Here is a 25,982-nt window from a genome sequence, read left to right as displayed (position 1 = left end):
TAAGGAAGCCCTGTGACACCACCTCATTTAAACCCAAATTACGCGATATTTTGTGAGCAATCTCTTTCTCGTTCATTGTTATTGGAGCATGTTCAAGACGCACGAGAAAGGCATGGCCTTGATGCATTAAGCCAAGAGCAAATTGAGACATTAGAGCCATTGTGGATTTTGAGTGAGTATTTGCATCAGCAGTTTACCCGCTTTCCTCATTGGTTAGATGATCTATTAACGCTTAACGAATTACCTGAAAAGCCATCAGTAGAAGCGTTGATGGCAGGTGAAGTGTTTTTTTCATGTGAAGCGAAGGCTTGCCCAACAGAATCATTGGAGCCATTGGACGAAGCTAGTTTTATTAAGCGTTTACGTTTGTATCGACAATGGTGGATGGTGCGACTGATCGCCTTGGATATTCAGCAGCAACTAACATTGACCGAGCTAACGTCGCGCCTAAGCGGTTTAGCCGATGCCTGTGTTAACGCCAGCTTGCAATGGACAACGCAGCACTACCTTGCCTTGTATGGTCAGGTATTGGATAGCAACAGCCAACCTCAGTCAATGATTGTGATTGGTATGGGGAAATTGGGGGGCAATGAGTTAAACCTGTCTTCCGACATTGATCTCATTTTTGCGTTCCGTGAACATGGTGATACTCAAGGCGGTAAAAAAAGTTTATCTCACCAAGAATACTTTACTAAGTTAGGTCAAAAACTGATTCAGCATTTGGATCAGGTAAGTGCTGATGGCTTTGTATTTAGAGTCGACATGCGCTTGCGGCCGTTTGGTCAGTCTGGTGCCTTGGTTTTGAATATGGACTCTCTAGAGAATTATTACCAAGATCAAGGCCGAGATTGGGAGCGCTACGCCATGATCAAAGCCCGGGTTATGGCAGGAAGCGCATTGGATGTTTGTGAATTCGAAGCGTTACGAAAGCCTTTTGTTTATCGCAAGTATTTAGATTTTGGTGCAATAGGAGCGCTGCGAGATCTTAAGCAAATGATCGCAAAGGAAGTTCGCCGTAAAGGCATAGAGCATAATATTAAACTAGGCGAGGGCGGCATTCGCGAAGTGGAGTTTATAGCTCAAGCTTTGCAGATTCTACATGGTGGTCGAGATCAGAAGTTGCAAACACCCGCCTTGATGAAAGTCTTGCCTTACCTTGTTAAGCAGGATTATTTGCCTGCTGAGGAAGTCGAGCAGTTACGTGAAGCGTATTTGCTTTTACGTCGAACCGAGCATGCTTTGCAAGCCGTGAATGACGAGCAAACTCAATTATTGCCCGAAGATGAAAGAGCGCGTACACGCATAGCCTTGCTGGTTGGGTTTCCTTCTTGGGAGGCGTTAGATGAACGCCTATGGGAAGTGCGTAACAATGTTCATCGCTCTTTTGTGGCATTAATCGACGACGGTAATGAAAGTAGTGAAGAGGTTAAGAGCCAAGAAACATGGCGTTTATTGATCAAGCATCCAGAAGATAAAGAAGCCATTGAAGACGCCATTGAACTGATTATGTGGCAAGATCAAGAGGCAGCTATTGTACGAATCTCACAATTGCTTAGCTCACGCACCGTAGTGTACATGCAACCCATTGGTCATGAACGACTTGCTGTATTTTTAGCTGCACTCATAACGAAATTAATGGATGAAGCTAATCCTGATTTAGTGTTAGAGCGTGTTTTTCCTATATTAGAAGCGGTATTGCGCCGAACGGCTTATTTGGTACTGCTATGTGAAAATCAAACCGCGCTGACTCATCTGATTCGTTTATGTCGAGAAAGTGTTTGGTTTACCGAGGCAATTTCGACAACGCCAGCATTGTTAGATGAACTGTTAGACGCTAATACATTATTTTCTCCACCAGATAAGGCTATGCTAGCTGAAGAGCTTCAGCAGATATTATTGCGCTTGCCGGAAGAGGATGAGGAAGCGCAAATGGACGCTATGCGTCGCTTTAGGCGTTCTATTATTTTACGAATCGCAGCGTGCGATATCACCGAGATATTACCTGTCATGAAAGTGAGTGATCACTTAACTTGGTTGGCAGAAGTTCTTCTTGATCAGGTGTTACAGCAGTCTTGGCAATATTTGACGAAGAAGCATGGCTTCCCTGTAAGCCAAGGTGAAGCAGCTTATACACCACAATTAGCAATTATTGGTTACGGAAAATCAGGTGGCTGGGAGCTGGGTTACGATTCAGATTTGGATCTTGTGTTTATTCATGATGCACAATCTACAGGGAGTACAGATGGTGAGCGTAGTATCGACAACTTAACCTTCTATACTCGACTTGGGCAGCGCTTGATTCATATGATCACTAGCTTTACTGCAGCGGGTCGTTTGTATGAAGTGGACATGCGATTACGCCCTTCTGGTAATTCAGGCTTGCTGGTCTCTAGTTTGGAAGCATTTCAAGATTACCAACAAAAAGAAGCTTGGGTTTGGGAGCATCAAGCCTTGACGCGCTCCCGCGGTTTGGCTGGAGAGTCTAATCTACTGGCTAAGTTTGAAGATTGTCGTAAAGAGGTTATTGCTTCGGTTCGAGATCGAAATGAACTAAAAGCAGAAGTGATTAAAATGCGTGAAAAAATGCGTGCTCATCTTGATACCGGTGGTAAAGAAAAAGGCTTTGATCTTAAGCAGGGGGCTGGTGGTATTATAGATATTGAATTTATGGTGCAGTACTTGGTATTGGCTTGGTCACATCTGTATCCTGAACTCATGCGTTTTTCTGATAATGTTCGCCAGTTAGAAGCGGCGGCCGGTGTTGGGTTGTTAGACACTGAACAAGCAGAGAAGATGACAGACACTTATACTTTGTATCGATCTTTTGTTCATCGGTTGAGTTTGCAGCAGCAGAGTCGAGTCATTCAAAATGAAAAGCTGGTCAGTAATCAGAGTTTGGTCAGCCAATATTGGGATAGCTTTGTTACGGATCAGAGAGTTTGAGTGAATTTTATCCAGTTTACAAAAAGACATTCGTAAATATGTTATTCTCTGGCTATACTAATTACATTGATGTTTTTTTGATCAGTGAATAACCTACAAACACTAACAGCGTTCGTAGGTTTATAGGAGGAAAAATGCCAAGCATTAATGGTTTGAGTAGTCCTGCGATGGATTATGCTAGTGAAGTATACAGTGCAAGCTTGTCAAAAGTTGCTCAGCAACAAAAGGCAGAACAAGAGCTTACCTTATTAGAGGAAGCTGCAAAAAGTGTAACACCTGCTGCGAATAGCGGATCGCACACCACGACGGATAATCTAGGTCAGAATATAAACGTTAACGTTTGACCTGATCGATTTGACAGTACAAAACAACGAAAGCCTCGCCAGATGTTATCTGGCGAGGCTTTTTCATGTCTAAAATTGTATTTTAGCTAACTAGGTTAGCTATGTTCTTTATCTAGAAACGCCGCGTCTTCTTCAGGCAGTGGTTGATTGTCAATCACTGCTTCAAATGCTTTCAAACGTTTGTAAATAGATAATAGTTCTACAATCGTTGTCCAAGAGTTGATTAGGTATTGAAACGAATTCTCAACTTGGTTGAAGGCGTTTAGAACGCGCTGCATAATGCCTAGGGTGAAAGCGCCAGCAATGATAGATGGTGCTAATACAATCAGTGGAACAAACTGCCCAACATTAAGATAACCGTAACGAACGACATTGAAATATAGATAGTTTGCATACAGGCGAAAGTAGTTTTTACGTACGTTATCAAACAGTTCAGTAAGGCTAATTGGCGTTGCTCTGTCAGCGTGGTCTTCACCATAAACCAGTTCTTTCCTGTAAGCAGCCTCAACACGTTGATTTTTAAACTCCAAGCCAGGAAGTTTAATGCCTGCTAGCGCCAGTAAAAGAGTACCGAATATTGACCATATAATGGCGGTGAATACTAATGCTTGTGGGACTTCACCAACAAGTGGAAGGGTTTTAACGTATCCAGATAAGCTCCATAAAATAGGCAAAAAGGCAATTAACGTCATAACAGATCTTAAAAGGCTCACTCCTAGCCCTTCGACAATAGAAGCGAAGCGCATGGTGTCTTCTTGAATACGCTGTGATGCACCTTCAATATGGCGTACCTGATCCCATTTGGAAGTGTAGTAATTAGTCATAGCTGTACGCCAGCGGAATACGTAGTGACTGATGAAAAAGTTGCTAAGAACGGACACTGTTATAGCAACCATTATGATGACTGCTACAGTAGATAGCTGAGCATAGTAGTCAGACAGTAGAATACTATTCGGTTCTGCTAATGCTTTTTGAATAAGGTCGTAAAAGCTGCCATACCACTCGTTTAGCATCACACTTACTTGTACTTGGAACCAAGTTATAAATACGATTAATCCTGAACCAATGACTGACCATTTAGCCCATTTCTGACCACCATAAATAACCCAAATACTAATAAATACTAGATAGCAAGCCGCCATATATTGGTATAGCCACACATCTAATGCAGTATTTTGTGCACTCTGAAAAGCGGTTTGTGCTGTGGCATCAGCGCCTTCTGCCAAAGCTTCAGGAAAGTGGACACCAAAAAGAGAACCTAGACTTAAAATGTGTCCTAAGTCCTGAACGATAGAGTACCATCCAATGACGCAAACAAGTGCCCATAAGGCAAAGCTAAGAAAAAATAATTTAGGTTTTGGAAAGAAAGATTGAAACACAGTGTCGTTTCTCTATATCTGATAGGTTGAAGGTGCCATAAACCATTGATTTACGCGGGATTGTTTAATGACGATGTATCTGAGCTTAAACCAGTCAAGTGATAATCACAATCAAACAGCCCACAAGGAATCAGTAAAAAAGGCGATAATTAGCTAAGAGATAAACATTTTAACTATAATAAAGCGATATTGTACCAAATCAGGGAGACGGACTCGTTATATGGAACAAGTTGAGGTGTATTTAGTTAGGGCTTTTTCTATTGCCGGAAAAGGTGGAAACTTAGCCGGTGTAGTGTTGAATGCGGATTCGTTAACCGAACCACAGAAGCAATTCATAGCGAAGCAAGTTGGTGTATCGGAAACAGCTTTTGTTAGCAAAAGTGATAAGGCTAATTTCCACGTATCTTTTTATACTCCCACCGTGGAGGTCGATTTCTGCGGCCACGCCACGTTAAGCTCTTTTTGGTTGCTACATCATTTGCAATATATTCCGGCTGGACGTTATAGGCAAGAAACTAAAGCGGGTGTATTAGCTGTAGACGTGGCATTAAACGGTGATGTTTTAATGAGCCAAAGTTTACCAACTTGGTTTGCCGAATATAGTGCTCAAGAGATCGCACCTATGTTAGGTATTCAACCGTCACTGATAGCTCAAACAGGTTTGCCTATTCAAACTATTTCTACTGGCTTGATTGATCTTATGGTTCCTGTTCCTTATGGCGTGCTGGATTGCCTTGAAGTTGATAATGATGCGATAACGCATTTTTGTCAGCAGCATGAATGTGTCGGATTTCACGTATTTGAAATGAACCCGCCAGAAGCGTTTTATACGGCAAGTTGTCGAAATTTTGCGCCAGCGGTTGGTATTCCTGAAGAGTCTGCTACCGGCAGTTCGAGCGGTGCGCTAGCCTGTTATTTGCATCGACACTTTGGTTATCAGCAAGCGATTTTTGAGCAAGGGAGAGCGATGAAAATGCCATCGTGTCTAGTGACTCAATTAGCAATAGAAAATGGAGAGTTGACTCAGGTTCAAGTCGGAGGGGAAGGGGCGTTTGATAGGATATGCTATATCAGTATATGAGGTTGGGAGTTATTGATACTTGGAAGTTTTTTAGTTCTGGACTAAGGGGCATTGGGTTATGCTTTTATCAAAACAAGCCTGATAATGTTTTCCCATTATAGTACGTTGTTCTCTATTCGGGTGAGTAGATAATATACCTAATACTTTTTTAGTAGCAGTGTTCTTATTTGTCTGATTTACATCATCATGTGTATCGTTTTCCATTCTAGTTAATATGTCTCCTAAACTAGAAGGGGGGATTTTTGCTTTTAAAGCGAGTTGATATGCAAACAGGTCAGCTTTCGACTCATATTCACGAGAATATGCGTTGCTGATAAGTAGCGATCCTACACCAACACCTAAATCGGAAATAGAACTCATATCGCCGAATATAAGTACTGAGGTGACGGTAATAATGCCCCCTTCAATCACTCTTTTTAGAGTATGGCGCTCTACAATATGCCCCATTTCATGCAACAGAACGATATTAATTTCATTACTATTTTGTGCGAGTTCGACCAATCGATCAGTGACTATGATATTGCCATCAGGTAGTGCTAATGCATTGGCGATACTGTTTTTCGTATCTGATGGCCAATGACGGAAATGCAGCGTGAATTTAGGTGTATCGCTTGATTGATATAAAGGCGCTATATTGCGATCGAAGCTCTGGCGAATATCTTGCTGTTTTAATTTTGGCAATTTACTAGGTTCTAAAATGCTCTTATCTAGAAACTGTAAGGCATGACTTGATAAAGACTGATTAACTGAATTAGGCAGAGCTTCGGCAATTGCATGACTAACTGCAGGTAGCCCCCATTTGAAGCTAATAAATACAGCACCAGCAATAATAAAAGTACTTAAAATCACCAAGGAAAGATTTTTTTCTAAGGTATCTACAAAAGCCATAACACGAGAAGCATGGCTTTTGGGTTTTAGTAATTTGTCTATGGCGTTATTATCTTTTGTCTCAAAAACACTGCCATCTTGAAGTGTTATTTTTCGAGCAATATTGCCTAGTCGATGTGAAGTGTGAAGCTCTACACAGCTTCCACCTATAACAGAATGACCTTCAGCATAAAGCTGAAAGTCATTTCCAGAGATAAGTAACCTTGCAGGCACAAAGTTGGACGCCCCTGCTTGATATAACCTACCTTCGATCATTAAACAGCAAGTCCACCAATATCAGCATTAAAGGCATCGCCAAGTTCTTCGCCTAAGGGACCTTCTTCACCACTTTGCTTAGAGATAAAGTCATTAAAACCTTCCTCAGCTTGAATATTGATATTTTCAATGCTGTAGCGGTAAAGACGTACAGCTGCCCAAGGGTAGCCCAAGCCTAGGGAGCAAACTAATAATAATAAGTTTGTTAGCATGACCGAAAAATATTTGTTAGTCGTTAATGTTGACTCAAATGTGATAGATTTATTTAAGGTTGTTTTACTGAAAAGGTACATGCGTTGGCGAGCTTTTATGTATGAAAGAAGATAAAGTCCCGCCAAAATAAAAATGCCGTATATAGAAATAATCATGCCAAATATAAAGCTAGTAGCATTTCCACTTGTACCTAAATTTGTTATTGCTTCAAATAAAGATCCAAGGCTACCAGAATTTCCACTACTAAAAATAACGGCAAATGCGACAATCACCACGACTAGTAAAAATAGAAAAGCTAGACCTGCTGCTTTCAAAATAATCATGAAAAAAGGCTTAAATTCAAGATTGGTTGAAAATTGACCTTGACCAAAATGAGAGCCATTCACTACATAGCTATTGGTAACCTTACTAATCATTGCGAAATAAGCAGGGTATGCGATCAAAGATAAGGCAAGGGCTAGCCAAATACTTATTTGACTAACGAAGTACAATGCAGCAATACCAGCAGCTAGCAATCCGATAGGATAGGCTAGTAGAGCAATATAAGATCCAGAAATTTCACCATTAAAGCCAAAGCGTACATTTCGGTGGCTGGACATACTAAGGTTAAACTTCATTGAGCGCCAAATAATCCACGGTAAAGCAATAAGAAGGGCGATTGGTAGGATGAGACCTAATATTGGGTTTAATTGGCTAATAACCAAGTATACAAGAAGCAGTGCAACGGCAATTATGAAACTGACAAACAGTTGTTTGCCTGTTGCGTGGTATTCAAAGTTTGAATTATCAAGTTCAGTATTACCATAGAAGTAGCGTAAGGTTCGAACTTTTGCCCATGGTCTATATAGGCCTAGTGTAACAATTGTTAGTAGGATATTTACTATCCATATTTTGAAATATTCTGAGCCAGATCCATTGAATTTAAGTGGAGTCATTCCTTTTTCCCTCTTGTATAGATATATATCCTAAAATTTTCGACGATATTATCTACAGATTGTTATCTTTTCAATCTTTTAAGTAAAAAATTATGGGTTTTCTGATATCTTACTAAAAGCTTTTAAGTAAGATTTATCTATTAGAGTAGATGCCAGGGGAGGCGAATAATAGTTTTTTATTTTTCGCGGGTCTTTAACAAAAAATCGGACCTAAGTCCGATTTTTAATTGTTTTGTCTAGTGCTGAATCGCTTATGCAGCTTTGTTGTTTGCCACTACAGTTGCAATGGCTTTATCTAGTCGAGCAAGGCCTTCGGCAACATCTTGTTCTGGAATGATCAAAGACGGGGCTAAACGTAATACGTTTGGACCAGCAACAAGAGCAAATAAACCTTCTTCGGCTGCGGCTTTAATGATCTCGCCAGCTTTTCCAGCAAGGCTATCAATCATTTCAGCACCAATCAAAAGACCCATACCACGAATCTCTTTAAAGACATGGTGCTTTTCGTTTAGCGCTTTCAGGCCTTCAACAAATAAGTCATGACGCTTTGCCACGCCGCTGAGTACTTCAGGAGTATCAACGATATCAACAACGGCTTCAGCAATAGCGCAAGCCATTGGGTTACCGCCATAAGTGCTGCCGTGAGTACCAAAGGCCAAACTTTTTGCCGCTTTCTCTGTAGCTAACATAGCGCCAACAGGGAAGCCGTTACCAAGTGCTTTAGCGGTTGTTAATACATCAGGTGTTACACCTAACTGCTCATACGCAAAGAAGGTGCCTGTACGGCCTACGCCGGATTGAACTTCGTCATAAACCAATAATGCGTTGTGTTGATCACACAGTTCACGTACTTGTTTAGCAAATTCAATGTTGGCCGGAATGATACCGCCTTCGCCTTGAATAGGCTCCATGACTACGGCGCAAGTCTTATCACTGATGATTGCTTTAAGTTGTTCTATGTCGTTGTAGTCGCAATGTTTGATGCCGCCTGGTGTCGGCTCAAAACCTTCTTTGTATTTTGCTTGTCCGCCCACAGAAACAGTAAACAAGGTACGGCCATGGAAAGACTTGTTAAAAGCAATGATTTCATGTTTTTCAGGACCGAAATGATCAAACGCGTAACGACGAGCGAGTTTAAAAGCCGCTTCGTTGGCTTCTGCACCACTATTTGCAAAGAAGACTCGGTCAGCAAAGGTCTTTTCAGTCAATTTTTTAGCCAATCGCAGTGCTGGTTCGTTAGTCATGACATTGGATAAATGCCAAAGTTGTCCAGCTTGCTCACGCATGACGTTGACGAGAGTTGGATTGGAATGACCCAATGCAGTAACAGCAATGCCGCCTGCAAAGTCGATGTATTCTTTGCCTTCTTTGTCCCATATGCGAGAGCCTTCGCCACGCACTGGAATAATCGCAGAAGGTGCATAGTTAGGAACCATTACTTCGTCAAAGGTTGCTCTCGTTACTTGTTGTGTCACTTTTCTATCCATCCTAAAAAAAGACCTCTTAAAAATAGGCGGCCGCAATGGCGGCCACCTGTTGGTTTATATCAGATTTCTCAACTCACGAATAGCGACAGTTACCATGGCGAGTGTTAATTCGCTTTCCGCTTTTATTTCGCTAAAAGCGGCACGGTAATGTTTGATACTGTCACTATTTGACTCGCGCCAATGAGTTAAACGTAGTTCCAGTTTTTTGATATCAACACTGGACTGAATAACTTCTTGGGTGAGGGTTCTTAAGCTATTGTCGACTTCGTCGCCTAACCCTGATTTTGCTCGACGTTGCCACATATCATCAGCTGACAGTTCGCTGACTTTGTGACGCAACCAGTGCAACTCTAGATCCATTTCAAGGGCGAAATAAGTTTGAGCCACATCTAGGACTTCCGTGTCGGTATTCGCTGCAACACGGATTATGTCTAGTCCGTAGAATAGGTAATGCAGAGAAGACAATCTTTCCGCTATCTCAGTAGGGATGTTTTTCTCGACAAGGCCAGTAGCAATATCGGCCAAATGCTCTTGGCTTGATTCTGTCAAAATTGCCTGCATATTGGCTCTAATCACTTCAACGCCAGGCTTATAAGTGTCTTTTAAGCGCTGGATTGACAGGCTTTCACGTGTATTACGCAGTAACCATAGAGTTGCTCTCTCTAGAAGTCCTTGAATGCGAATTAACAGGCTATTCAATACTGTGTTAGACACAGTGAAGTCCAAGTTGTTGATCGCATCCCAAAGCGCTGGAATACCAAAAATATCTTCTGCTGCCATGTAGGCTCGAACGACGTTCAACGAAGATGCGCCTGTCTCTTCTTGCATGTAAGTTGTAAACGTTGGCCCCATGCGGTTGCCTAGGTTGTTTGTCACGTGCCCGGCTATGATTTCTTGAATCAACGGGTGTGACGACATTTGGCCGCCGAAGTGCTTGGTCAGCTGTGTTGGGAAGTACTCGTTGATCTGAGTGGTCAAATCCACGTCTTCGCCAATACTGTCTTCTACTAGCTGCTCAGATAATTTGATTTTTGAATAAGCAAGTAGTACCGATATCTCTGGGCGTGTTAAGCCTTGGCCCTTGTTCAAGCGCTTTTTGATTTGCGTGTCACTAGGCAAGTACTCGATTTCACGGTTCAAACGACCTTCACGGACAAGAGATTGAATCAAACGCCAATGATCGGTTAAACGCTCTGGTGCCTGTGCGTTTGCCAAAGACAATACGTGGCTTTGGCCACGGTTGTGGCGTAACACCAATTTACCCACTTCATCCGTCATTTCGGCCAATAAGCTGTTACGTTGCTTCTCGGTCAGGTCACCGTTCTCGACCACGCGGTTAAGTAAGATCTTGATGTTTACTTCGTGATCCGAGCTATCTACGCCCGCAGAGTTATCGATCGCATCTGTGCTTATCAAGCCGCCTTTTTGGGCAAACTCAATACGACCTAGTTGAGTTAAACCTAAGTTACCGCCTTCACCAACAATGTTGCAACGTAGCTCTTTACCGTTTACGCGTAGTCCGTTGTTAGCACTGTCGCCAGCATCAGCATGGGATTCGCCTTCGGATTTCACATAAGTGCCGATACCACCGTTCCAAAGTAGATCCACAGGCGCTTTTAGAATCGCGTTGATCAAATCAGTTGGAGCCATGGATTTGATATTGCCCTCGATGCCCAAGGCTTTGCGAATATCCGCATTGATAGGGATAGATTTCGCAGAGCGATTGAAAATACCGCCGCCTTTTGAAATAAGCTCTTTGTTGTAATCTTCCCAAGAGGAACGAGGCAGTTTGAACATGCGCTCACGCTCAGTAAAAGATGTTTCTGCATCTGGCGTTGGGTCGATAAAGATATGCATGTGGTTGAACGCAGCGATTAGACAAGTGTGTTTCGATAACAGCATGCCGTTACCAAATACGTCACCCGCCATGTCACCGACGCCAACAGCGGTAAAGTCTGTCGTTTGGCAATCAATACCGATCTCTTTAAATTGGCGTTTAACGGATTCCCAAGCGCCGCGGGCCGTTATGCCCATTTTTTTATGGTCGTAACCGTTAGAACCACCAGAGGCAAAGGCATCGCCTAACCAGAAACCATATTTCGCAGAAATGCTGTTTGCTAAGTCAGAGAAGGTGGCTGTGCCTTTATCTGCAGCAACGACTAAGTACGGGTCGTCTTCGTCGTAACGAAGTACGGACAGTGGAGGAACCACTTGGTTTTGCACTAAGTTGTCAGTAATGTCTAGCAAACCGCTAATGAAAGTGGTGTAGCAGTGGATAACTTCTGCTTGTACTTCTTCACGAGACGCGTTCTTTTTAAGCTGCTTGGCAACGAAGCCGCCTTTTGCTCCTGATGGAACGATAACAGCGTTTTTCACCATTTGTGCTTTTACTAGACCAAGTACTTCAGTACGGAAATCTTCCATACGATCAGACCAGCGCAAGCCACCACGAGCAACTTTACCGCCACGCATGTGAATACCTTCTACCCAAGGCGCATAAACGAATATTTCAAATTTTGGTCTTGGAAGTGGTACGGCTGGAATTTGAGAAGGGTCCAGTTTGAAAGAAACGTAGTCTTTTACTTCGCCTTCAGCGCCTGCTTGATAGAAGTTTGTGCGTAACATCGCCTGAATCACAGAAAGGTAGTGTTTCAGAATACGGTCTTCATCCAAGTTGGCAACTTGGTCCAATTCTAGATCGATTTTCTCAAGTAACTTTTGTACCTTGTCGTCACGCTTGGCTTCTTGGCTAGGGTCGAAACGTTGTTCGAATAGTTGAACCAAAAGGCGAGCAATACCTGCGTTTTTCTCTAGTGTTTGCTGCATGTATTGAAGAGAGAAAGGCACTTGAAGTTGCATTAAGTACTTGGTCAAAGCTCTTAACATGGTGACTTGACGCCATGTTAGGGAAGCGCTTAGGACCAAAGCATTAAAGCGGTCATTTTCAACGCGACGGCTGAATACCTGGTTGAACGCGTCTTGGAACGCTTCGCGCTGAGTGCTCTTTTCAAGGTTTACATCGGCGTCTACGCTGATGGCAAATTCGACGACCCAAGTGTTCGCAGAGCCATCGCCATTTTGATCTAATTCATATGGGCGAGCTTCTAGAACGCGTAACCCCATACATTCCAAAATAGGCAATACGTCAGACAAAATGAGTGTTGTGCCAGTACCATACACCTTGAAGAAGTAATTGTTTTTCGTTTGTCCAACTTGACGGTAGATGTGCGTTGAAATATCGCCTTCACCGGATAATTGAGCTAAACGTTCAATGTCTAGGACGGCCGCATTTGGAGAGAAATCTTCACGGTAAGCAGCGGGCAAATAAGGCACATAATCGTTGAAAAGAATGTTTCCGCTTTCTTCACCGTGGCTTTTATGGAGAGCCGTTAATAGCTTGTCTTCCCATGAACTCATTGCGTCTTGCATCTTGCGCTGAATTTCTTCTGCGTCGATGGTTGGGCTTTGCTTAGGATCGGCTATTTGAATAGTGAAGTTGACGCGCGCCAAGACCAATTGTGAAAACTGCACGTTGAATTCAGAGCTTGTGCCGTTACAGGCGTTCATCAAGATGTCTTGCATTTTGATACGCAATTCCGTGTTGTAACGATCTCGTGGTACATACACCAAAGCGTTCAGGAAACGGCCGTAAATGTCTTTGCGCAGGAATACGCGCAATTGGCGTCGCTCTTGGATTGCCAAAATGCTTTCGATAGTTCCAAAAAGCTCATCAACTGGCGCTTGAAGCATCTCGTCACGCGGGTAGCTGTTTAAAATATGCTTAAGGTTTTTGCCTTTATGACTATTTGGATCGACGTTGGCTTTTTCTACGATGACATTGAGCTTTTTACGCAATAATGGAATATCTTGCAGGCGAGCAATATAAGCGGCAGAAGAGTAAAGGCCGAAGAAGCGCCATTCGCCGACTACATTGCCTTTTTTGTCGAAGCGCTTAATGCCAAGATAATCTAAGTGAACCGGGCGATGAATAGTAGAAACAGCTGTTGATTTGGTTAGCACTAATATGTTGCTGGTATCGACTGCAAGCTTGGCTAAGTGGTCTTGCAAGATAATGTCGCGCTTTACTTTTTTGTCGTTAATATCGCGGAATGTACCAAGCCCTGAGCCATCGACTAATTTAAGGTGTGTTTCTTCACCTTCAACAGATAGGTCATAGGCGCGGAAACCAATGAAGGTAAAGTGGTCATTCGCTACCCAGCGCAAGAAATCGAGAACTTCTAAGTGTTCTTCATTGGCTTTCAGGTGTGGTAGTTGCTCAGACTCTGCAATAACGTCATTTAGTTTGGCTTTCATTGTTGGCCAATCTGAGACGGTTTTTTTCACATCAACTAAGCTACTTAGTAACTCATCTTTTATTTCATCAAGAAGGTTGATGTCTGAAAGGCGGTCTATTTCGAAGCGCATCATAGCTTCATGAGATTTGGAAGAGAGGTTGATGTTTTGCAACTCGCCTTTTTTATTACGGTCCACCGGCACAACAGGGTGTGCTGTTAGGTGAATTGTGTGGCCAAGACGAACCAATGCCATATTGAAAGACGATACAAGGAAAGGCATGTCATCCGTTAGAATTTCGATAACGGTATGAGTGGATTGCCAGCTGTGCTCCTCGTAGTTCGGGTTGTAGACACGAACTTTAGGTTGGTTGCTTGGGCGTTGCTGGATGAAATCCCAAAGGCAAAGTATTGTGCCATATAGGTTTTCTATCGATTCATTAACCAAGTCTTCAGTTAGAGAGTCCTGAAAGTAAAGACGGGTTAGTTGAATCAAGTTGTTTGCTTCTGCGGCACTAAAGTTATCATTTATTTCAACTTCAACGCGTTCGATCAATTCGTTTTTTTTGTAATCAGTCATTAGAACTCATCCCTCATGAGTGGTGTTCTTAATAAAACTAGTTGTAAATGCAATTTTCCGAAAGTATGGGGTTAGGACTCTGTGTTAGATTATTATGAAAATTCGCCTCCTTTGATAGCGGGTAACTTTTCAAATTGCGACACATTGTTGTGTTGTCTGGTTAATTGGGTCAGAAAAGTCTTGCCCAACACGAAAAAAACCTTTGTTATCCATTTTAAACGAAATAAACTCCTTATTTGTCTATAGTTCGCAGGATAATATTTTGTACAAGACTGAATTCGCATCAAGAGAAATCATGCAGGCGAGTAAAAAACCATTAAAGTACGGTTTTTTGCTGTTGCCACATTATTCCATGTTGGGTTTTTCCTCTGCTATTGAAACATTGCATATGGCGAACTGGGTGGCAGGAAAAGAGCTCTATTCTTTTTGCACTATTAGTCATGAAGAAAAAGAAATTCCTTCTAATACGGGTGTTTCAACGGTTTCAGACTATCTAACAAGTGATGCTTTGGGTGATTTAGACGCGATTTTTGTATGCGGTTCTTCTCCTGGGATAAAAAACGAAAGTCTGACTTTAGAAAATTGGATAAAAAAACAAGCAAAAAAAGGCATCGGCTTGGGCGGCGTCTGCACAGGAAGCTATTTATTGGCAAAAGCGGGCTTGCTTGATGGCTATCGAGCCACGATTCATTGGCGCAGTTTGGCAAATTTGCGAGATGAATTTTTACAGACGATCGTTTCAAATCACCTTTTTGAAGTGGATCGAGACCGTTATACTTGCAGTGGTGGGACTGCGGCCATGGATATGATGTTGTTTTTGATAGGCAAACAGCATGGGATGTCGTTAGCAAGTGGGATATCCGAGCAGTTTGTTTGTGAGCGAATACGAACGCATGAAGACCCGCAGCGAATTCCACTACAGGCGCGTATTGGTACAGGTCAGCCTAAATTAGTTGAAGCGGTTCAGCTAATGGAAGCCAATATTCAAGAACCCTTATCATCTGATGATATTGCTTATCATGTGGGGGTTTCTAGGAGGCATTTGGAGCGATTATTTAAGAGTAATTTAGATATTGTGCCATCTCGATACTACTTAGAATTGCGTCTTCAACATGCGAAGCAGCTAATAACTCAAACGGATAAGACGATTACTGAAATAGGTACAGAGTGCGGATTTGGTTCTGCGCCCCATTTTAGTACAACTTACAAGGGCTTCTTCGGCATTACGCCAAGAGAAGAGCGTAATAAAATTCATAATAAAAGCTCTGCGCCTGTCCAAATGGACAAGAAAAAGAGGCGGCTCTGGAAAAAGTAACTTAAAATACGGGGTGAATTGCTCTTGGCGTGATTCTTGTATTCTAGTTAGTTAGCTTAGGGTGTATTACCCTCATGGATTTGGTGCAGTTGAATGACTGTGCATATACTAGATAAAAAGTAATAAGTTCACATAAAATAAAGAAGGTAGAGAACATGTCGAAAGTCCCGGCGTTAGAGCTCATTGATATTCACAAAACGTTTGGTGATGTCGAGGTGTTAAAGGGTATTTCTTTAAAAGCCTATGATGGCGATGTCATTTCTATTTTGGGATCAAGTGGTTCAGGTAAAAGTACATTTTTACGCTGTGTGAACATGCTTGAAAATCCAACTCGCGGTGAAATTCTTTTTAACGGTAATAAGCTTGATTTGATTCAAGGTGAATCCGACTTAGTGGCTAGCAATATGAAGCAACTTACTCAAATGCGCCAGCAAATTGGGTTTGTTTTCCAAAGCTTTAATTTGTGGCCGCATATGACCATTCTTCAGAACGTGATGGAAGGACCTCTACATGTTCTAAAGCGCCCTAAGCATGAAGTAGCAGAGTATGCTGAGCATTTATTGCGTAAGGTTGGTATCGCGGAGAAAAAGGATATGTATCCTAATCAGCTTTCGGGTGGTCAGCAGCAGCGTGTTGCTATCGCTAGAACATTGGCAATGGATCCGCAGGTGATATTGTTCGATGAACCAACTTCAGCGTTAGACCCTGAATTAGTGGGCGAAGTGCTTGGTGTGATGCGCAATTTAGCAGAAGAAGGTAGAACCATGCTGATTGTTACTCATGAAATGAATTTTGCTCGTGATGTTTCGAGCGAAGTTGTTTTCTTGCATCAGGGTGTGGTGGAAGAAAAGGGCACTCCAGATCAAGTGTTTGGAGCGCCAAAATCAGAACGCTGTAAGGCTTTCTTATCCAGTGTGTTTTAAGTTAACAGCACATTTAAGCGAACGAAAATATAAAATCAAAAATGATTATATAAGCAAATATACTAAGGGGATATTGCAATGAAATTTAAAAAAATAGCATTGGGTTCAGCGTTATTGTTAGGCGCAGCGTTATCATCAGTTTCTGCACAAGCAGCTGATAAAGTTCGTTTTGTAACAGAAGGTGCATGGGCGCCATTCAACTTCATTGATTCAGCAGGTAAGCCTCAGGGTTTTGACGTGGATATTGCTCGTGCTTTGTGTGCAAAAATGGCTGCGGATTGTGAGATTCTAACGCAAGATTGGGATGGTCTTATTCCGGGCCTAAAAGTGCGTAAGTTCGATGCAATCATCGCATCTATGTCAATCACTGAAGATCGCTTGAAAGTTGTTGATTTTACTAATAAATATTACTCTGGTGGCTTGCGCTTCATGGGTCGTGTTGGCGAAACTTTTGACCTAGCGAACTTATCTGGCAAAACTATCGGTGCGCAGCGCGCGACTCTAGGTGCGCAGTATTTAGAAGATAACTTTGAAGGCAAAGCTGACCTTAAATTTTATGATAACCAAGATAATGTTTATTTAGATCTAGTTTCTGGTCGTCTAGACATCGTTTTGTCTGATGAATTGCCTACTTACAACTGGCTGAAAACCTCTGAAAGCGGTTCTGCATTTGAGTTCAAAGGCGATGCGTTCATGAAGACGGATAACATTGCGATTGCCGTTCGTAAAAGCGACACGCAATTGAAAGAGAAGATCAACAAGGCGCTTGATGCGATTCTTGCTGACGGCACTTATCAGAAAATTAATGCTAAGTACTTCCCTTTCTCTATCTACTAAGTGGGTATTTCAAAGGGTTGTTATTTGAGATTGTAATGACCCTTTGATGTGTTCGAGTGTTGATATTTCTTAGAGTTTCTTGGTGCTCCTGTACCAAGAAACTTACTTTAAGCTTACTCTGAGAAAAAACTATGATTGATCTTCATGGGTTCGGTGATCAGCTGTTACAAGGTGCTGTTGTTACCTTAGAGCTAGCCTTGTCTTCGCTGTTCGTCGGTCTTATTTTAGGATTGCTAGGCGCGTCTGCAAAATTATCTTCTGTACGTGCTTTTCGGTGGATAGCTAATGGCTATACAACCATTATTCGCGGCATTCCTGAACTCCTAACGGTACTTATCATTTATTTTGGCGCTACCAGTGTCTTGATGGCCATAGCTGGATTATTTGGTTATGACGAGTACATTGAGGTTGGCGCATTTGCTGCTGGCGTAACAGCGTTGGGACTAACGTTTGGAGCCTATGCCACTGAGGTATTTCGTGGTGCGTTACAATCCATTCCAAAAGGGCAGCATGAAGCGGCCACTGCATTAGGAATGGGGCCTATTAGAAAGCTTTACCGTATTATTTTGCCGCAGGTATGGCGAATTGCTTTGCCTGGGCTTGGGAATTTGTTTTTGGTTCTGCTAAAAGACACTGCATTAGTCTCCGTTGTTGGGTTGGACGATATTATGCGAAAAGCCAATATCGCAGTGAGTAGTACCAAAGAAGCATTTTTGTTTTATTTGGTAGCGGCATTTATGTATTTGGCTTTGACCATTATCTCTATGGTGTTCGTTTCTTTTATGGAAAAACGAGCCAGTCGCGGATTAACAAGGGGATAATGTATGGACTTTTCGGTTGTTATTGAATATTTCCCGCGTTTGTTAGAAGGAGCTTGGGTTAGCCTTCAGTTAGTGATGATCTCTATCATACTGGGTGGTATTTTTGCTTTGCCAATTGCACTAGCAAGGATTTCACCCATAGGATGGATCAGAGCTATCCCTTTTGCGTATATCTTTTTCTTTCGTGGTACTCCGCTGCTAGTGCAGATATTTTTGGTGTATTATGGCGCTTCGCAATTTGATGCAGTACGAGAGAGCTTCTTATGGCCGGTACTGAAGGAACCATTTTGGTGTGCCATCATTGCTTTTACATTGAATACGTCTGCCTATACGGCTGAAATCTTCCGTGGTGCGATTCAGGCTATTCCGCATGGGGAAGTTGAAGCATGTAAAGTTATTGGTATGACGAAGACTCAGATGTATCGACGGGTTTTACTGCCTCGTGCTTTTGGTATCGTTTTACCTGCTTACGGCAATGAGATTATCTTGATGCTAAAAGGCAGTGCTTTGGCGAGTACGATTACCATTCTGGATTTAACTGGGATGGCGCGAACTATCATCGCAAGAACCTATACACCTATGGAAATCTTTATAGCGGCAGGGGTTATTTATTTGGTGATTAGTATTGTGATTATTGCGATCTTTCGTCAAATTGAATTGCGTCAAAATCGTTACCTAGGAACCTTATCGATTAAGGTGCCAGACAAAGGTTGATAGATTGTTGAATATAAAAAAAGAGGCCTAGGCCTCTTTTTTTATATTCACTCATAATTAGATTGCTTCAGCGCCTGTTTCACCAGTACGAATACGGATGATTTGTTCTAGTGCTGTTACGAAAATTTTGCCATCGCCAATCTTTCCAGTGTTCGCGCTGTGTTGAATAGCTTCAATTGCGCGCTCTACTTGATCAGTTTCTACAGCAAGCTCTAACTTGACCTTCGGCAGAAAGTCGACAACATATTCTGCGCCGCGATACAGCTCTGTATGGCCTCGTTGGCGACCAAAACCCTTCACTTCTGTGACGGTAATGCCGTTAATCCCTATTTCAGAAAGTGCTTCGCGCACTTCGTCTAGTTTGAAAGGCTTAACAATGGCCGTGATTAATTTCATTTCTTTTCTCCATACGAATAAAGCATTAATTAGTCTAAAAATACCACTCTATTGTAAAAGTCGCCACTGGCTCGATGATTATGATCTACATTTAGTGAACCTATGTTCCTTAATATAAGGTGCTGAAAATGGAAACAATAGCATCAAGTGATCGTTTTACGTTTGGTTCAGAGTCGTTCTTTACCGATGTTACAGATCTGCTTTTTCATAAAGAAGGTGTTCAGCTTACGAGTGTGTCGGCTCCGCAAAGTGTTGCTTGTTATCAAACTAAGGGATTAGAAAAAAACTTTCGGCTGCGACTGGTATTAATTCCACTGACGAATGGCCGTTTATTAGGGCGATTGTCTTGGCTAGATGGGCAAGGGGTTGATCATGTTTGTTGTTACGTAAATGAGGCGTTTGATTGTGTAATAAGGAAATCGGATGGCGTCTGGATTAAGCAAGCGAAGAGTGCGGAAAAGGTATGTCTGCAGTGTTTTGTCAAGTTAGATAAATGAACTACTGTGAGCCCAACAATAAAAGGCTCACAGTGAGGACGTGAATATTAAAGGCCGTTTAATGAATCTAGGTCGTCGAATTTAGGTTCGTGGTACTTTCTCCCTAGTTCGTGGACAGCATCGATTAAATATTTAGGGTGATCTGGGTTCACGAACTGGTGAATGCCATGGCCAAGGTTAAACACATGTCCGCTGCCGGTGCCGAAGCCCGACAACACGTTTTCTACTTCACGCTCTATTACCTCTTTGCCTGCATATAAAACGCAAGGGTCAATATTACCCTGTAGAGCAACGCTATGACCGACGCGAGCACGGGCTTCTGATATGTCTGTTGTCCAGTCCAAACCTAGGGCATCGGCACCAGTTGCAGCTATGTTTTCTAGCCATTGGCCGCCATTTTTAGTGAATAGAATGACAGGGATTTTTCTGCCTTCATGCTCACGAATTAAGCCATCCAGAATCTCTTTCATATAAAGCAATGAGAACTGCTGATACATTGGTCCGCTTAACACGCCACCCCATGTGTCGAAAATCTGTAAAGCTTGAGCCCCCGCTAAGACTTGACCATTAAGGTAAGCGATAACCGATTTCGCAATTTTGCTAAGTAGGGCGTGTAGGGTTTCTGGCGAACGGTACATCATGGCTTTGATGTGACGGAAGTCTTTGCTGGAACCACCTTCTACCATGTAGGTTGCCAATGTCCATGGGCTACCAGAGAAACCAATTAGAGGTACATCCCCATTTAAAGCATGACGAATCGTCGTCACTGCTTTCATTACATAATCTAGGTCACTGGCAGTGGTTACTGGAATTGCATCAACATCAGCTTGGCTGCGGATGGTGTGTTTGAACTTAGGACCTTCGCCTGTTTCAAAATACAGACCCAAGCCCATTGCATCAGGGATAGTAAGAATGTCTGAGAACAAAATAGCAGCGTCTAAATCGTATCGCTTCAATGGTTGAAGTGTCACTTCGCACGCGAATGCATCGTTTTTGCAAAGGCTTAAGAAGTCGCCAGCTGTTGCACGACTTGCACGGTATTCTGGTAAGTAGCGTCCTGCCTGTCTCATCATCCACACAGGCGTTGTATCGACAGGTTGTTTGAGTAATGCGCGCAAAAAGCGGTCATTTTTTAGCTCAGGAAACATTAGGACTCTCCAGTATGAATTTTCAGTTGGCGCATTTTACCTAAGTTGGACAGGAAAAGCAGAGTGAATAAGCACAATTTATGAGAAGGCGGCTGAAAAGGCCAATAATATTGATCTATGGCAGGGTTTGTTTTTGTCCATGAGATTGGCGAATTATAAGACACATTAATCACCTAAATATGTTTTAAGGCTGTGCTTCTGAACTCGCTGAGCTGCATTTTCTATGTCTTTGTTGGCGTGTAGCTCTGCTAATACTTTAGGGAATGCTGCCCTTGTTTGTGTCACATCCATTCCCGGTTTAAGGTGAGGGGAATAGAGCGCTTTAAGTAATAAATAATCTAACGGGCTAAGGTAAGAATCGATGCTGACATCATTGAAAATGGATGGAAATACATCATTTGAATCATTAGGAAGGCCCAGTAGTTGGGTGATTTCTTCGACAATGCAATCTAAAAAGCGGGCTTTTATGCGAGCATAATCGACCGGAATAATAATGCTTCCTCTGGTTATCTCGTAGTTCCTATTACGGCGAAAATTTCCTAAACAAATCGCTTCATTCAGTGCTGTGCGAATTTTTTCTGGGTCGCCTATGTATTGTCTTACTTTGTTTTCCAAATTGTCATAGTTGGTAAAAATGACAAAAATATTGGCTTGCTTAGGATCATCGGTGAAGTCGATAGACAACCCAGTTATGTAGGAGAGGTGCTGGGCATGAACACTAAGTAGTTCTTTTTGTAGATTGGCATCACCGCTGTCGCTTTCAAAAAACAGTTTGATGGGGGTGGCCCAGCGGATGAGCTTAGGGTGTTTGGTTTCTTTGTATTCACGCTCTAAGGCAATTTTCATGAAACTGTCTTGTATATACGCGTCATTTTGCCAACGCTCTTCGCCTAGTGCGAACGATGAAGCAAGCATGGAGAGGAAGCAAAGAATACTACAGCGGATCATCAGGCTTAGGCTGAGTTAATTTATTGGCGTAGTGTTTTAGTGCGCTGAGTGAGTCTGGAGTAAAGGGTATTTCGCCAGTGTTACCTATAATACTATTCATGCTCATTTCATGGACTGAAGCGACTTCCTTAGGTTGTAAAGTTAGCTCGCCATGTATTGCCGCATCATAGTGGCAAGTAAAAATCTTGCCCCATATCTTGAAGCCTTCACCTTCTGTGAAAAAGACCCCTTGGCTTTCAAGTGGAGCATCAAAGCCTAGCTCTTCTTGCAATTCCCTGTGCGCAGAATCAATGTAGGATTCTCCCTTTTCGACCACGCCCCCCGTGGTTACACCGTAGAATCCTGGGCAAAACGCTTTGTTATCGGTTCTTTTTTGAACGAGTAAATTGCCTGCTTGGTTGAATACCAAGATGTAAGTAACACGATGGTAGTCTCTGCCAAAGTTCATTAAGTGTCTTGGCACATCACCAATGACCTTGTTACTTCTGTCGACTAAGGTAATGACTTCGTCATTTACAGGCATAAAATACTCTATTTAAAAGTGAATATAGTAGAAAACGAAAGGGTATCGGCATTTGTCTTGAAAGAAAAGCCTTCTAACGAGTTAAGAAAGTAAACGATTCAGTGTTGAGAGAGTATAAAAAAAGCGACCTGTTTTTATACATTTCATGCGGCTACAAAGATTACGGGTGATCACGTGTGTAAAAACAGTATGATTAAAACGTATTATAGGCTTATCTTGTGAAAAAAATGATAGGAAAAGTTGGTGAAATATGTCCATTTTGAACAATGATTTTTTAGCTTTTACACTCGAAAATCAAGATGCTGTAGCACCGTTTCAGTTCACTTTTCCAAGTGGTGCGGGCTTTGTTGAAGATACCGGTATTTTACGCCTTGAACCTAAGCAAAGAAGTCGCATTAGCCTTGTGTTATCGGTTGGAGTTCATGGTAATGAGACTGGGCCAATTGAGCTGGTGAACAACTTGGTCGCAGCTGTTTTAGACGGTCGAATTTCATTGAAAATAAGGTTGTTGGTATTAATTGGCAATCCTGTGGCGGCAAACTTAGCTAAGCGTTTTTGTGACGTAAACCTTAACCGTCTTTTTAATGGTGGTTGGAAGAATTACGAAGGCTTTGAAGCCCGGAGGGCTCAGCGTCTAGAGCAGGCAATTAGTGATTTTTATGCGATTTCTGATAATGAAGTAGAGTGTGTAAAGTTACATTATGATTTGCATACTGCAATTCGCGGCTCAATGCATGAAAAATTTGTGGTTTACCCTTATGTCAAAAATGCGGTGTATAACAAAGAGCAACTCGCATTCTTATCTGCCAGTGGTATTAACGCTGTATTGCTGTCACATCAACCGACCACAACCTTTTCATACTATAGCTATGTGGAGCACGGTGCTCATGCTTTTACAGTAGAGCTTGGGAAAGTATATCCTTTTGGTGAGAATGATTTGTCGCGTTTTGCCGACCTAGATGCCAGCTTAATATTATTACTAGAAAAGGGTGATTTTGCGGAGTCTTCTTTAGCTGATTTGCAGGTATTTCGTGTATTGGATAGCTTGGTGAAAGACGACGACAGCTATGAGCTCTCTATCGATAATGAGGTAAAGAATTTTACTCAGTTTGAAGAAGGCCATCGCATGGCTCATTCGAAGAAGAGTGCTTATTATATAAAGCAAACAGGTGATGCCATCGTATTCCCCAACACGAACCTTCCGATTGGGCAGCGTGCTGGTTTGATGGTACGACCAGTAGCACTGGACGATTTACAGCTTAATTGAGCTATGCTCATGGCGTGTAAAAAAAGAGATTTAAGCCAAACTGCTTGAATCTCTTTTTTTTATATCGTATTGTTACGTTATAACATTAATTAAGTGGTAGTAAATAATGAACAAACTTCTTCTTGCCTTAGGTGTATCTGCTCTATCTCCCTTAGCATTAGCTAAACCTGTTATTGCCACCAGTATTAAGCCTGTTTCTATGGTAGTGGCAGCAATCGCTGGTGATAAAGCGGATATACAGCAGATCGTATCTAGTACGGCATCGCCGCATGATTTTGCAATGCGTCCTTCGGATCTCAAAAAAATATTGAAAGCAGATACTGTCGTTTGGGTAGGTGAGTCTTTAGAACGCTTTTTAGAAAAACCACTTGAAAATGCAGGCAAAGAAGACTCGTCAATCGAGTGGTTAGCATTAGATGGTATGGCATTGCATAACTTCGCTAAAGAACATCATGATGAGGACGAAGCAGAAAAGTCTCATGATGATCATGACCACGAAGCGCATGATGATCATGATCACGAAGAGCATGGTGATCACGAAGGACACGAAGGACATCATCATGATGGCGTAGATCCACATGTTTGGCTATCACCTGATAACGCTAGAGTATTGGCAAAAGCTGTCACAGCTCGTTTGGTGTCATTAGATTCGGCGAATGCTGAGTATTACAAAGAGAACTTGGCGTCCTTTGAGAAAGGTTTGAGTGCGAAAGATGCAGAAATTCGCAAAGCACTCAACAAGGTCAATAAAGTTCCTTATATTGTATTCCATGATGGCTATAGTTACTTTGAGCAGCATTATGGTTTGAGCCACGCTGGCGAAATTACCGTCAGCCCAGAGCGTAAACCAGGCGCGAAAAAGGTTGCTGAGATCCGTCATGAAATCCAAGAGCACAAAGTGCAGTGTGTGTTTAGTGAGCCGCAATTTAGTCCCGCAATAGTGAAAACCTTACTTGATGGTACTGATGTAAAAACAGCACCTTTGGATCCATTAGGTAGCAAAGTGAAGATGGGGACAAATGCTTATTTTTCATTCTTAGACAGCTTAAGCGGTCAATTTCTTAGCTGCTTAGGATAATTCTTCTGCGTTTATCAAAGAGTAAGTGTTGAATGCTTGCTCTTTGATAGTTCTTCCGCTTCCTCCTCTGTATAATGATTTCACTTTACGATTATTACATTGAGCAGCGAGGCTTTATGAGCGATCTATTTAATTTGAGTACTGATTTGAGTACCCACTCCGATATCCTTACTGAAAGTGCTCGACGCACTTTATCGACACAAGCTCAAGCCTTAGCTAATCTAGCCAATCAAGTAACCGAAGAATTCCCCAAAGCCGTTCGAATGATTCTTGCAAGTAAGGGTCGTACCATTATTTGTGGCATGGGTAAATCTGGCCTAATCGGTAAAAAAATCGCGGCTACTTTAGCCTCAACAGGCACGCCTAGTTTCTTTCTCCATCCGGGTGAAGCCTTTCATGGTGATTTAGGCATGATCCAGCCAGAAGATGTTTTGGTATTGATCAGTTTTTCTGGTGAAACCGAAGAGCTGATGCGTTTACTGCCTTCTCTTAAAAGTTTCGGAAACCCAAGTATTGCCATGGTAGGAAACACAGATTCTACTTTGGCGAAACATTGCGATTGCGTACTGGATCTTTCTATTGATAAAGAAACCTGCCCAAATAATTTAGCCCCTACGACATCGACGACCATGACAACTGCCATGGGTGATGCCTTGGCCGTGGCTTTGATGGAATGCCGTAACTTTCAACCACAAGACTTTGCCCGCTTTCACCCTGGTGGCAGCTTAGGTCGTAAACTGTTAACTCGTGTTAAAGACCTGATGCACAAAGATAACCTGCCAGTTTGTGCACCAGAGACCACATTAAAAGACGCTATAACAGTTATGACTTATGGCAGAATGGGTGTTGTATTGATTCAACAAGCCGGCAAGTTACTGGGTATTTTTACCGATGGTGACTTACGTCGTGCCATGCTAAAAGAAAGCGAGGGTATGATACATAAAACCATGGCCAGTTTAATGACATCCAATCCAAAAACCATCAATGAAAATGTGATGATAGTGCAAGCGGAAGAGCAAATGCTGCACGATAAAATCACCTTGTTAGTTGTGGTGGACGATACGAATAACGTATCCGGTATTTTAGAAATTTACGATCGATAAAAAACGGCTTAACAA

21 protein-coding genes are annotated in these 25,982 nt (G+C 42.3%); 12 read left to right on the top strand and 9 right to left on the bottom strand.

Annotated elements, in window-relative coordinates; translation table 11 throughout:
- The first annotated feature begins 12 nt into the window (after positions 1 to 12).
- Positions 13 to 2,943, top strand: a complete 2,931-nt coding sequence (gene glnE, locus JSY38_RS05395) for a bifunctional [glutamate--ammonia ligase]-adenylyl-L-tyrosine phosphorylase/[glutamate--ammonia-ligase] adenylyltransferase (RefSeq protein WP_205115709.1) — start codon at positions 13 to 15, stop codon at positions 2,941 to 2,943.
- A 134-nt stretch (positions 2,944 to 3,077) separates the two neighbouring features.
- Complete coding sequence (locus JSY38_RS05390) at positions 3,078 to 3,287, top strand: hypothetical protein (protein WP_114410650.1); 210 nt, start codon at positions 3,078 to 3,080, stop codon at positions 3,285 to 3,287.
- Between the two features lie 95 nt (positions 3,288 to 3,382).
- Here the strand turns inward: JSY38_RS05390 and sbmA are convergent, their stop codons facing one another.
- Complete coding sequence (gene sbmA / locus JSY38_RS05385; protein ID WP_205115706.1) at positions 3,383 to 4,666, bottom strand: peptide antibiotic transporter SbmA; 1,284 nt, start codon at positions 4,664 to 4,666, stop codon at positions 3,383 to 3,385.
- Between the two features lie 220 nt (positions 4,667 to 4,886).
- On the opposite strand from sbmA, the gene JSY38_RS05380 reads away from it, so the two are divergent.
- Complete coding sequence (locus JSY38_RS05380; protein WP_205115700.1) at positions 4,887 to 5,747, top strand: PhzF family phenazine biosynthesis protein; 861 nt, start codon at positions 4,887 to 4,889, stop codon at positions 5,745 to 5,747.
- A 30-nt stretch (positions 5,748 to 5,777) separates the two neighbouring features.
- Here JSY38_RS05380 and JSY38_RS05375 read toward each other — a convergent pair whose 3' ends face one another.
- The 4 genes from JSY38_RS05375 to JSY38_RS05360 form a co-directional block, all read right to left on the bottom strand.
- On the bottom strand, positions 5,778 to 6,890 hold the full coding sequence (locus JSY38_RS05375; RefSeq protein WP_205115699.1) for a M48 family metallopeptidase: 1,113 nt from the start codon (positions 6,888 to 6,890) through the stop codon (positions 5,778 to 5,780).
- Positions 6,890 to 8,038: a YjgN family protein gene (locus JSY38_RS05370; RefSeq protein ID WP_205115698.1), complete on the bottom strand. Its 1,149-nt coding sequence runs from the start codon at positions 8,036 to 8,038 to the stop codon at positions 6,890 to 6,892. Before JSY38_RS05370 ends, JSY38_RS05375 begins: the two co-directional genes overlap by 1 nt.
- 251 nt (positions 8,039 to 8,289) lie before the next feature.
- Complete coding sequence (locus JSY38_RS05365) at positions 8,290 to 9,525, bottom strand: aspartate aminotransferase family protein (protein WP_114410653.1); 1,236 nt, start codon at positions 9,523 to 9,525, stop codon at positions 8,290 to 8,292.
- A 54-nt stretch (positions 9,526 to 9,579) separates the two neighbouring features.
- Complete coding sequence (locus JSY38_RS05360; RefSeq protein WP_205115692.1) at positions 9,580 to 14,397, bottom strand: NAD-glutamate dehydrogenase; 4,818 nt, start codon at positions 14,395 to 14,397, stop codon at positions 9,580 to 9,582.
- Between the two features lie 295 nt (positions 14,398 to 14,692).
- Between JSY38_RS05360 and JSY38_RS05355 the strand changes: the two genes are divergently transcribed.
- From JSY38_RS05355 to JSY38_RS05335, 5 genes are all read left to right on the top strand, one after another.
- On the top strand, positions 14,693 to 15,712 hold the full coding sequence (locus JSY38_RS05355) for a GlxA family transcriptional regulator (protein ID WP_114410655.1): 1,020 nt from the start codon (positions 14,693 to 14,695) through the stop codon (positions 15,710 to 15,712).
- A 155-nt stretch (positions 15,713 to 15,867) separates the two neighbouring features.
- Positions 15,868 to 16,635: an ABC transporter ATP-binding protein gene (locus JSY38_RS05350; protein WP_114410656.1), complete on the top strand. Its 768-nt coding sequence runs from the start codon at positions 15,868 to 15,870 to the stop codon at positions 16,633 to 16,635.
- Between the two features lie 78 nt (positions 16,636 to 16,713).
- Entirely contained in the window at positions 16,714 to 17,472 is a 759-nt protein-coding gene (locus JSY38_RS05345; RefSeq protein ID WP_114410657.1) for a transporter substrate-binding domain-containing protein, read from the top strand.
- Between the two features lie 131 nt (positions 17,473 to 17,603).
- Positions 17,604 to 18,293: an ABC transporter permease gene (locus JSY38_RS05340; protein ID WP_114410658.1), complete on the top strand. Its 690-nt coding sequence runs from the start codon at positions 17,604 to 17,606 to the stop codon at positions 18,291 to 18,293.
- 3 nt (positions 18,294 to 18,296) lie between these two features.
- Positions 18,297 to 19,007: an ABC transporter permease gene (locus tag JSY38_RS05335; RefSeq protein WP_114410659.1), complete on the top strand. Its 711-nt coding sequence runs from the start codon at positions 18,297 to 18,299 to the stop codon at positions 19,005 to 19,007.
- Positions 19,008 to 19,064: 57 nt separating this feature from the next.
- On the opposite strand, the gene JSY38_RS05330 is transcribed toward JSY38_RS05335, so the two are convergent.
- The gene (locus JSY38_RS05330) at positions 19,065 to 19,403 is read right to left on the bottom strand and encodes a P-II family nitrogen regulator (protein WP_110577288.1); all 339 of its coding nucleotides are present in this window, start codon (positions 19,401 to 19,403) and stop codon (positions 19,065 to 19,067) included.
- Between the two features lie 128 nt (positions 19,404 to 19,531).
- Between JSY38_RS05330 and JSY38_RS05325 the strand changes: the two genes are divergently transcribed.
- Entirely contained in the window at positions 19,532 to 19,900 is a 369-nt protein-coding gene (locus JSY38_RS05325) for a hypothetical protein (RefSeq protein WP_205115690.1), read from the top strand.
- 47 nt (positions 19,901 to 19,947) lie between these two features.
- On the opposite strand, the gene hemE is transcribed toward JSY38_RS05325, so the two are convergent.
- From hemE to JSY38_RS05310, 3 genes are all read right to left on the bottom strand, one after another.
- Complete coding sequence (gene hemE, locus JSY38_RS05320) at positions 19,948 to 21,048, bottom strand: uroporphyrinogen decarboxylase (protein ID WP_114410661.1); 1,101 nt, start codon at positions 21,046 to 21,048, stop codon at positions 19,948 to 19,950.
- A 165-nt stretch (positions 21,049 to 21,213) separates the two neighbouring features.
- On the bottom strand, positions 21,214 to 21,963 hold the full coding sequence (locus JSY38_RS05315) for a DUF2927 domain-containing protein (RefSeq protein WP_275586987.1): 750 nt from the start codon (positions 21,961 to 21,963) through the stop codon (positions 21,214 to 21,216).
- A gap of 19 nt (positions 21,964 to 21,982) precedes the next feature.
- Positions 21,983 to 22,519, bottom strand: coding sequence for an NUDIX hydrolase (locus JSY38_RS05310; protein ID WP_205115688.1), 537 nt, complete (start codon positions 22,517 to 22,519; stop codon positions 21,983 to 21,985).
- Between the two features lie 250 nt (positions 22,520 to 22,769).
- Here JSY38_RS05310 and astE point away from each other — a divergent pair, with 250 nt between their 5' ends.
- The 3 genes from astE (at position 22,770) to JSY38_RS05295 (ending at position 25,967) form a co-directional block, all read left to right on the top strand.
- Entirely contained in the window at positions 22,770 to 23,786 is a 1,017-nt protein-coding gene (gene astE, locus JSY38_RS05305) for a succinylglutamate desuccinylase (RefSeq protein ID WP_205115687.1), read from the top strand.
- Positions 23,787 to 23,892: 106 nt separating this feature from the next.
- Positions 23,893 to 24,864, top strand: a complete 972-nt coding sequence (znuA, locus tag JSY38_RS05300) for a zinc ABC transporter substrate-binding protein ZnuA (protein WP_205115686.1) — start codon at positions 23,893 to 23,895, stop codon at positions 24,862 to 24,864.
- A gap of 116 nt (positions 24,865 to 24,980) precedes the next feature.
- Positions 24,981 to 25,967 (top strand): KpsF/GutQ family sugar-phosphate isomerase, encoded by a 987-nt coding sequence (locus tag JSY38_RS05295; RefSeq protein WP_205115684.1) that lies wholly within the window; start codon positions 24,981 to 24,983, stop codon positions 25,965 to 25,967.
- Positions 25,968 to 25,982: the final 15 nt, after the last annotated feature.

The sequence above is a fragment of the Marinomonas foliarum genome (assembly GCF_016906065.1).
GTDB lineage: Bacteria > Pseudomonadota > Gammaproteobacteria > Pseudomonadales > Marinomonadaceae > Marinomonas > Marinomonas foliarum.
Note: the sequence above shows the minus strand (reverse complement) of the source record. Positions and strands in the feature narration are given on the sequence as shown.

Bases quoted from the DNA above. Each gene is read 5' to 3' on its own strand.
- JSY38_RS05355 (WP_114410655.1), top strand. From the start codon at position 14,693: ATGCAGGCGAGTAAAAAACCATTAAAGTACGGTTTTTTGCTGTTGCCA.
- JSY38_RS05315 (WP_275586987.1), bottom strand. From the start codon at position 21,963: ATGCTTGCTTCATCGTTCGCACTAGGCGAAGAGCGTTGGCAAAATGAC.
- hemE (WP_114410661.1), bottom strand. From the start codon at position 21,048: ATGTTTCCTGAGCTAAAAAATGACCGCTTTTTGCGCGCATTACTCAAA.
- JSY38_RS05370 (WP_205115698.1), bottom strand. From the start codon at position 8,038: ATGACTCCACTTAAATTCAATGGATCTGGCTCAGAATATTTCAAAATA.
- astE (WP_205115687.1), top strand. From the start codon at position 22,770: ATGTCCATTTTGAACAATGATTTTTTAGCTTTTACACTCGAAAATCAA.
- JSY38_RS05390 (WP_114410650.1), top strand. From the start codon at position 3,078: ATGCCAAGCATTAATGGTTTGAGTAGTCCTGCGATGGATTATGCTAGT.
- JSY38_RS05335 (WP_114410659.1), top strand. From the start codon at position 18,297: ATGGACTTTTCGGTTGTTATTGAATATTTCCCGCGTTTGTTAGAAGGA.
- JSY38_RS05380 (WP_205115700.1), top strand. From the start codon at position 4,887: ATGGAACAAGTTGAGGTGTATTTAGTTAGGGCTTTTTCTATTGCCGGA.
- JSY38_RS05340 (WP_114410658.1), top strand. From the start codon at position 17,604: ATGATTGATCTTCATGGGTTCGGTGATCAGCTGTTACAAGGTGCTGTT.
- JSY38_RS05365 (WP_114410653.1), bottom strand. From the start codon at position 9,525: ATGGATAGAAAAGTGACACAACAAGTAACGAGAGCAACCTTTGACGAA.
- JSY38_RS05345 (WP_114410657.1), top strand. From the start codon at position 16,714: ATGAAATTTAAAAAAATAGCATTGGGTTCAGCGTTATTGTTAGGCGCA.
- JSY38_RS05295 (WP_205115684.1), top strand. From the start codon at position 24,981: ATGAGCGATCTATTTAATTTGAGTACTGATTTGAGTACCCACTCCGAT.
- JSY38_RS05360 (WP_205115692.1), bottom strand. From the start codon at position 14,397: ATGACTGATTACAAAAAAAACGAATTGATCGAACGCGTTGAAGTTGAA.
- JSY38_RS05325 (WP_205115690.1), top strand. From the start codon at position 19,532: ATGGAAACAATAGCATCAAGTGATCGTTTTACGTTTGGTTCAGAGTCG.
- znuA (WP_205115686.1), top strand. From the start codon at position 23,893: ATGAACAAACTTCTTCTTGCCTTAGGTGTATCTGCTCTATCTCCCTTA.
- JSY38_RS05375 (WP_205115699.1), bottom strand. From the start codon at position 6,890: ATGATCGAAGGTAGGTTATATCAAGCAGGGGCGTCCAACTTTGTGCCT.
- JSY38_RS05310 (WP_205115688.1), bottom strand. From the start codon at position 22,519: ATGCCTGTAAATGACGAAGTCATTACCTTAGTCGACAGAAGTAACAAG.
- JSY38_RS05350 (WP_114410656.1), top strand. From the start codon at position 15,868: ATGTCGAAAGTCCCGGCGTTAGAGCTCATTGATATTCACAAAACGTTT.
- JSY38_RS05330 (WP_110577288.1), bottom strand. From the start codon at position 19,403: ATGAAATTAATCACGGCCATTGTTAAGCCTTTCAAACTAGACGAAGTG.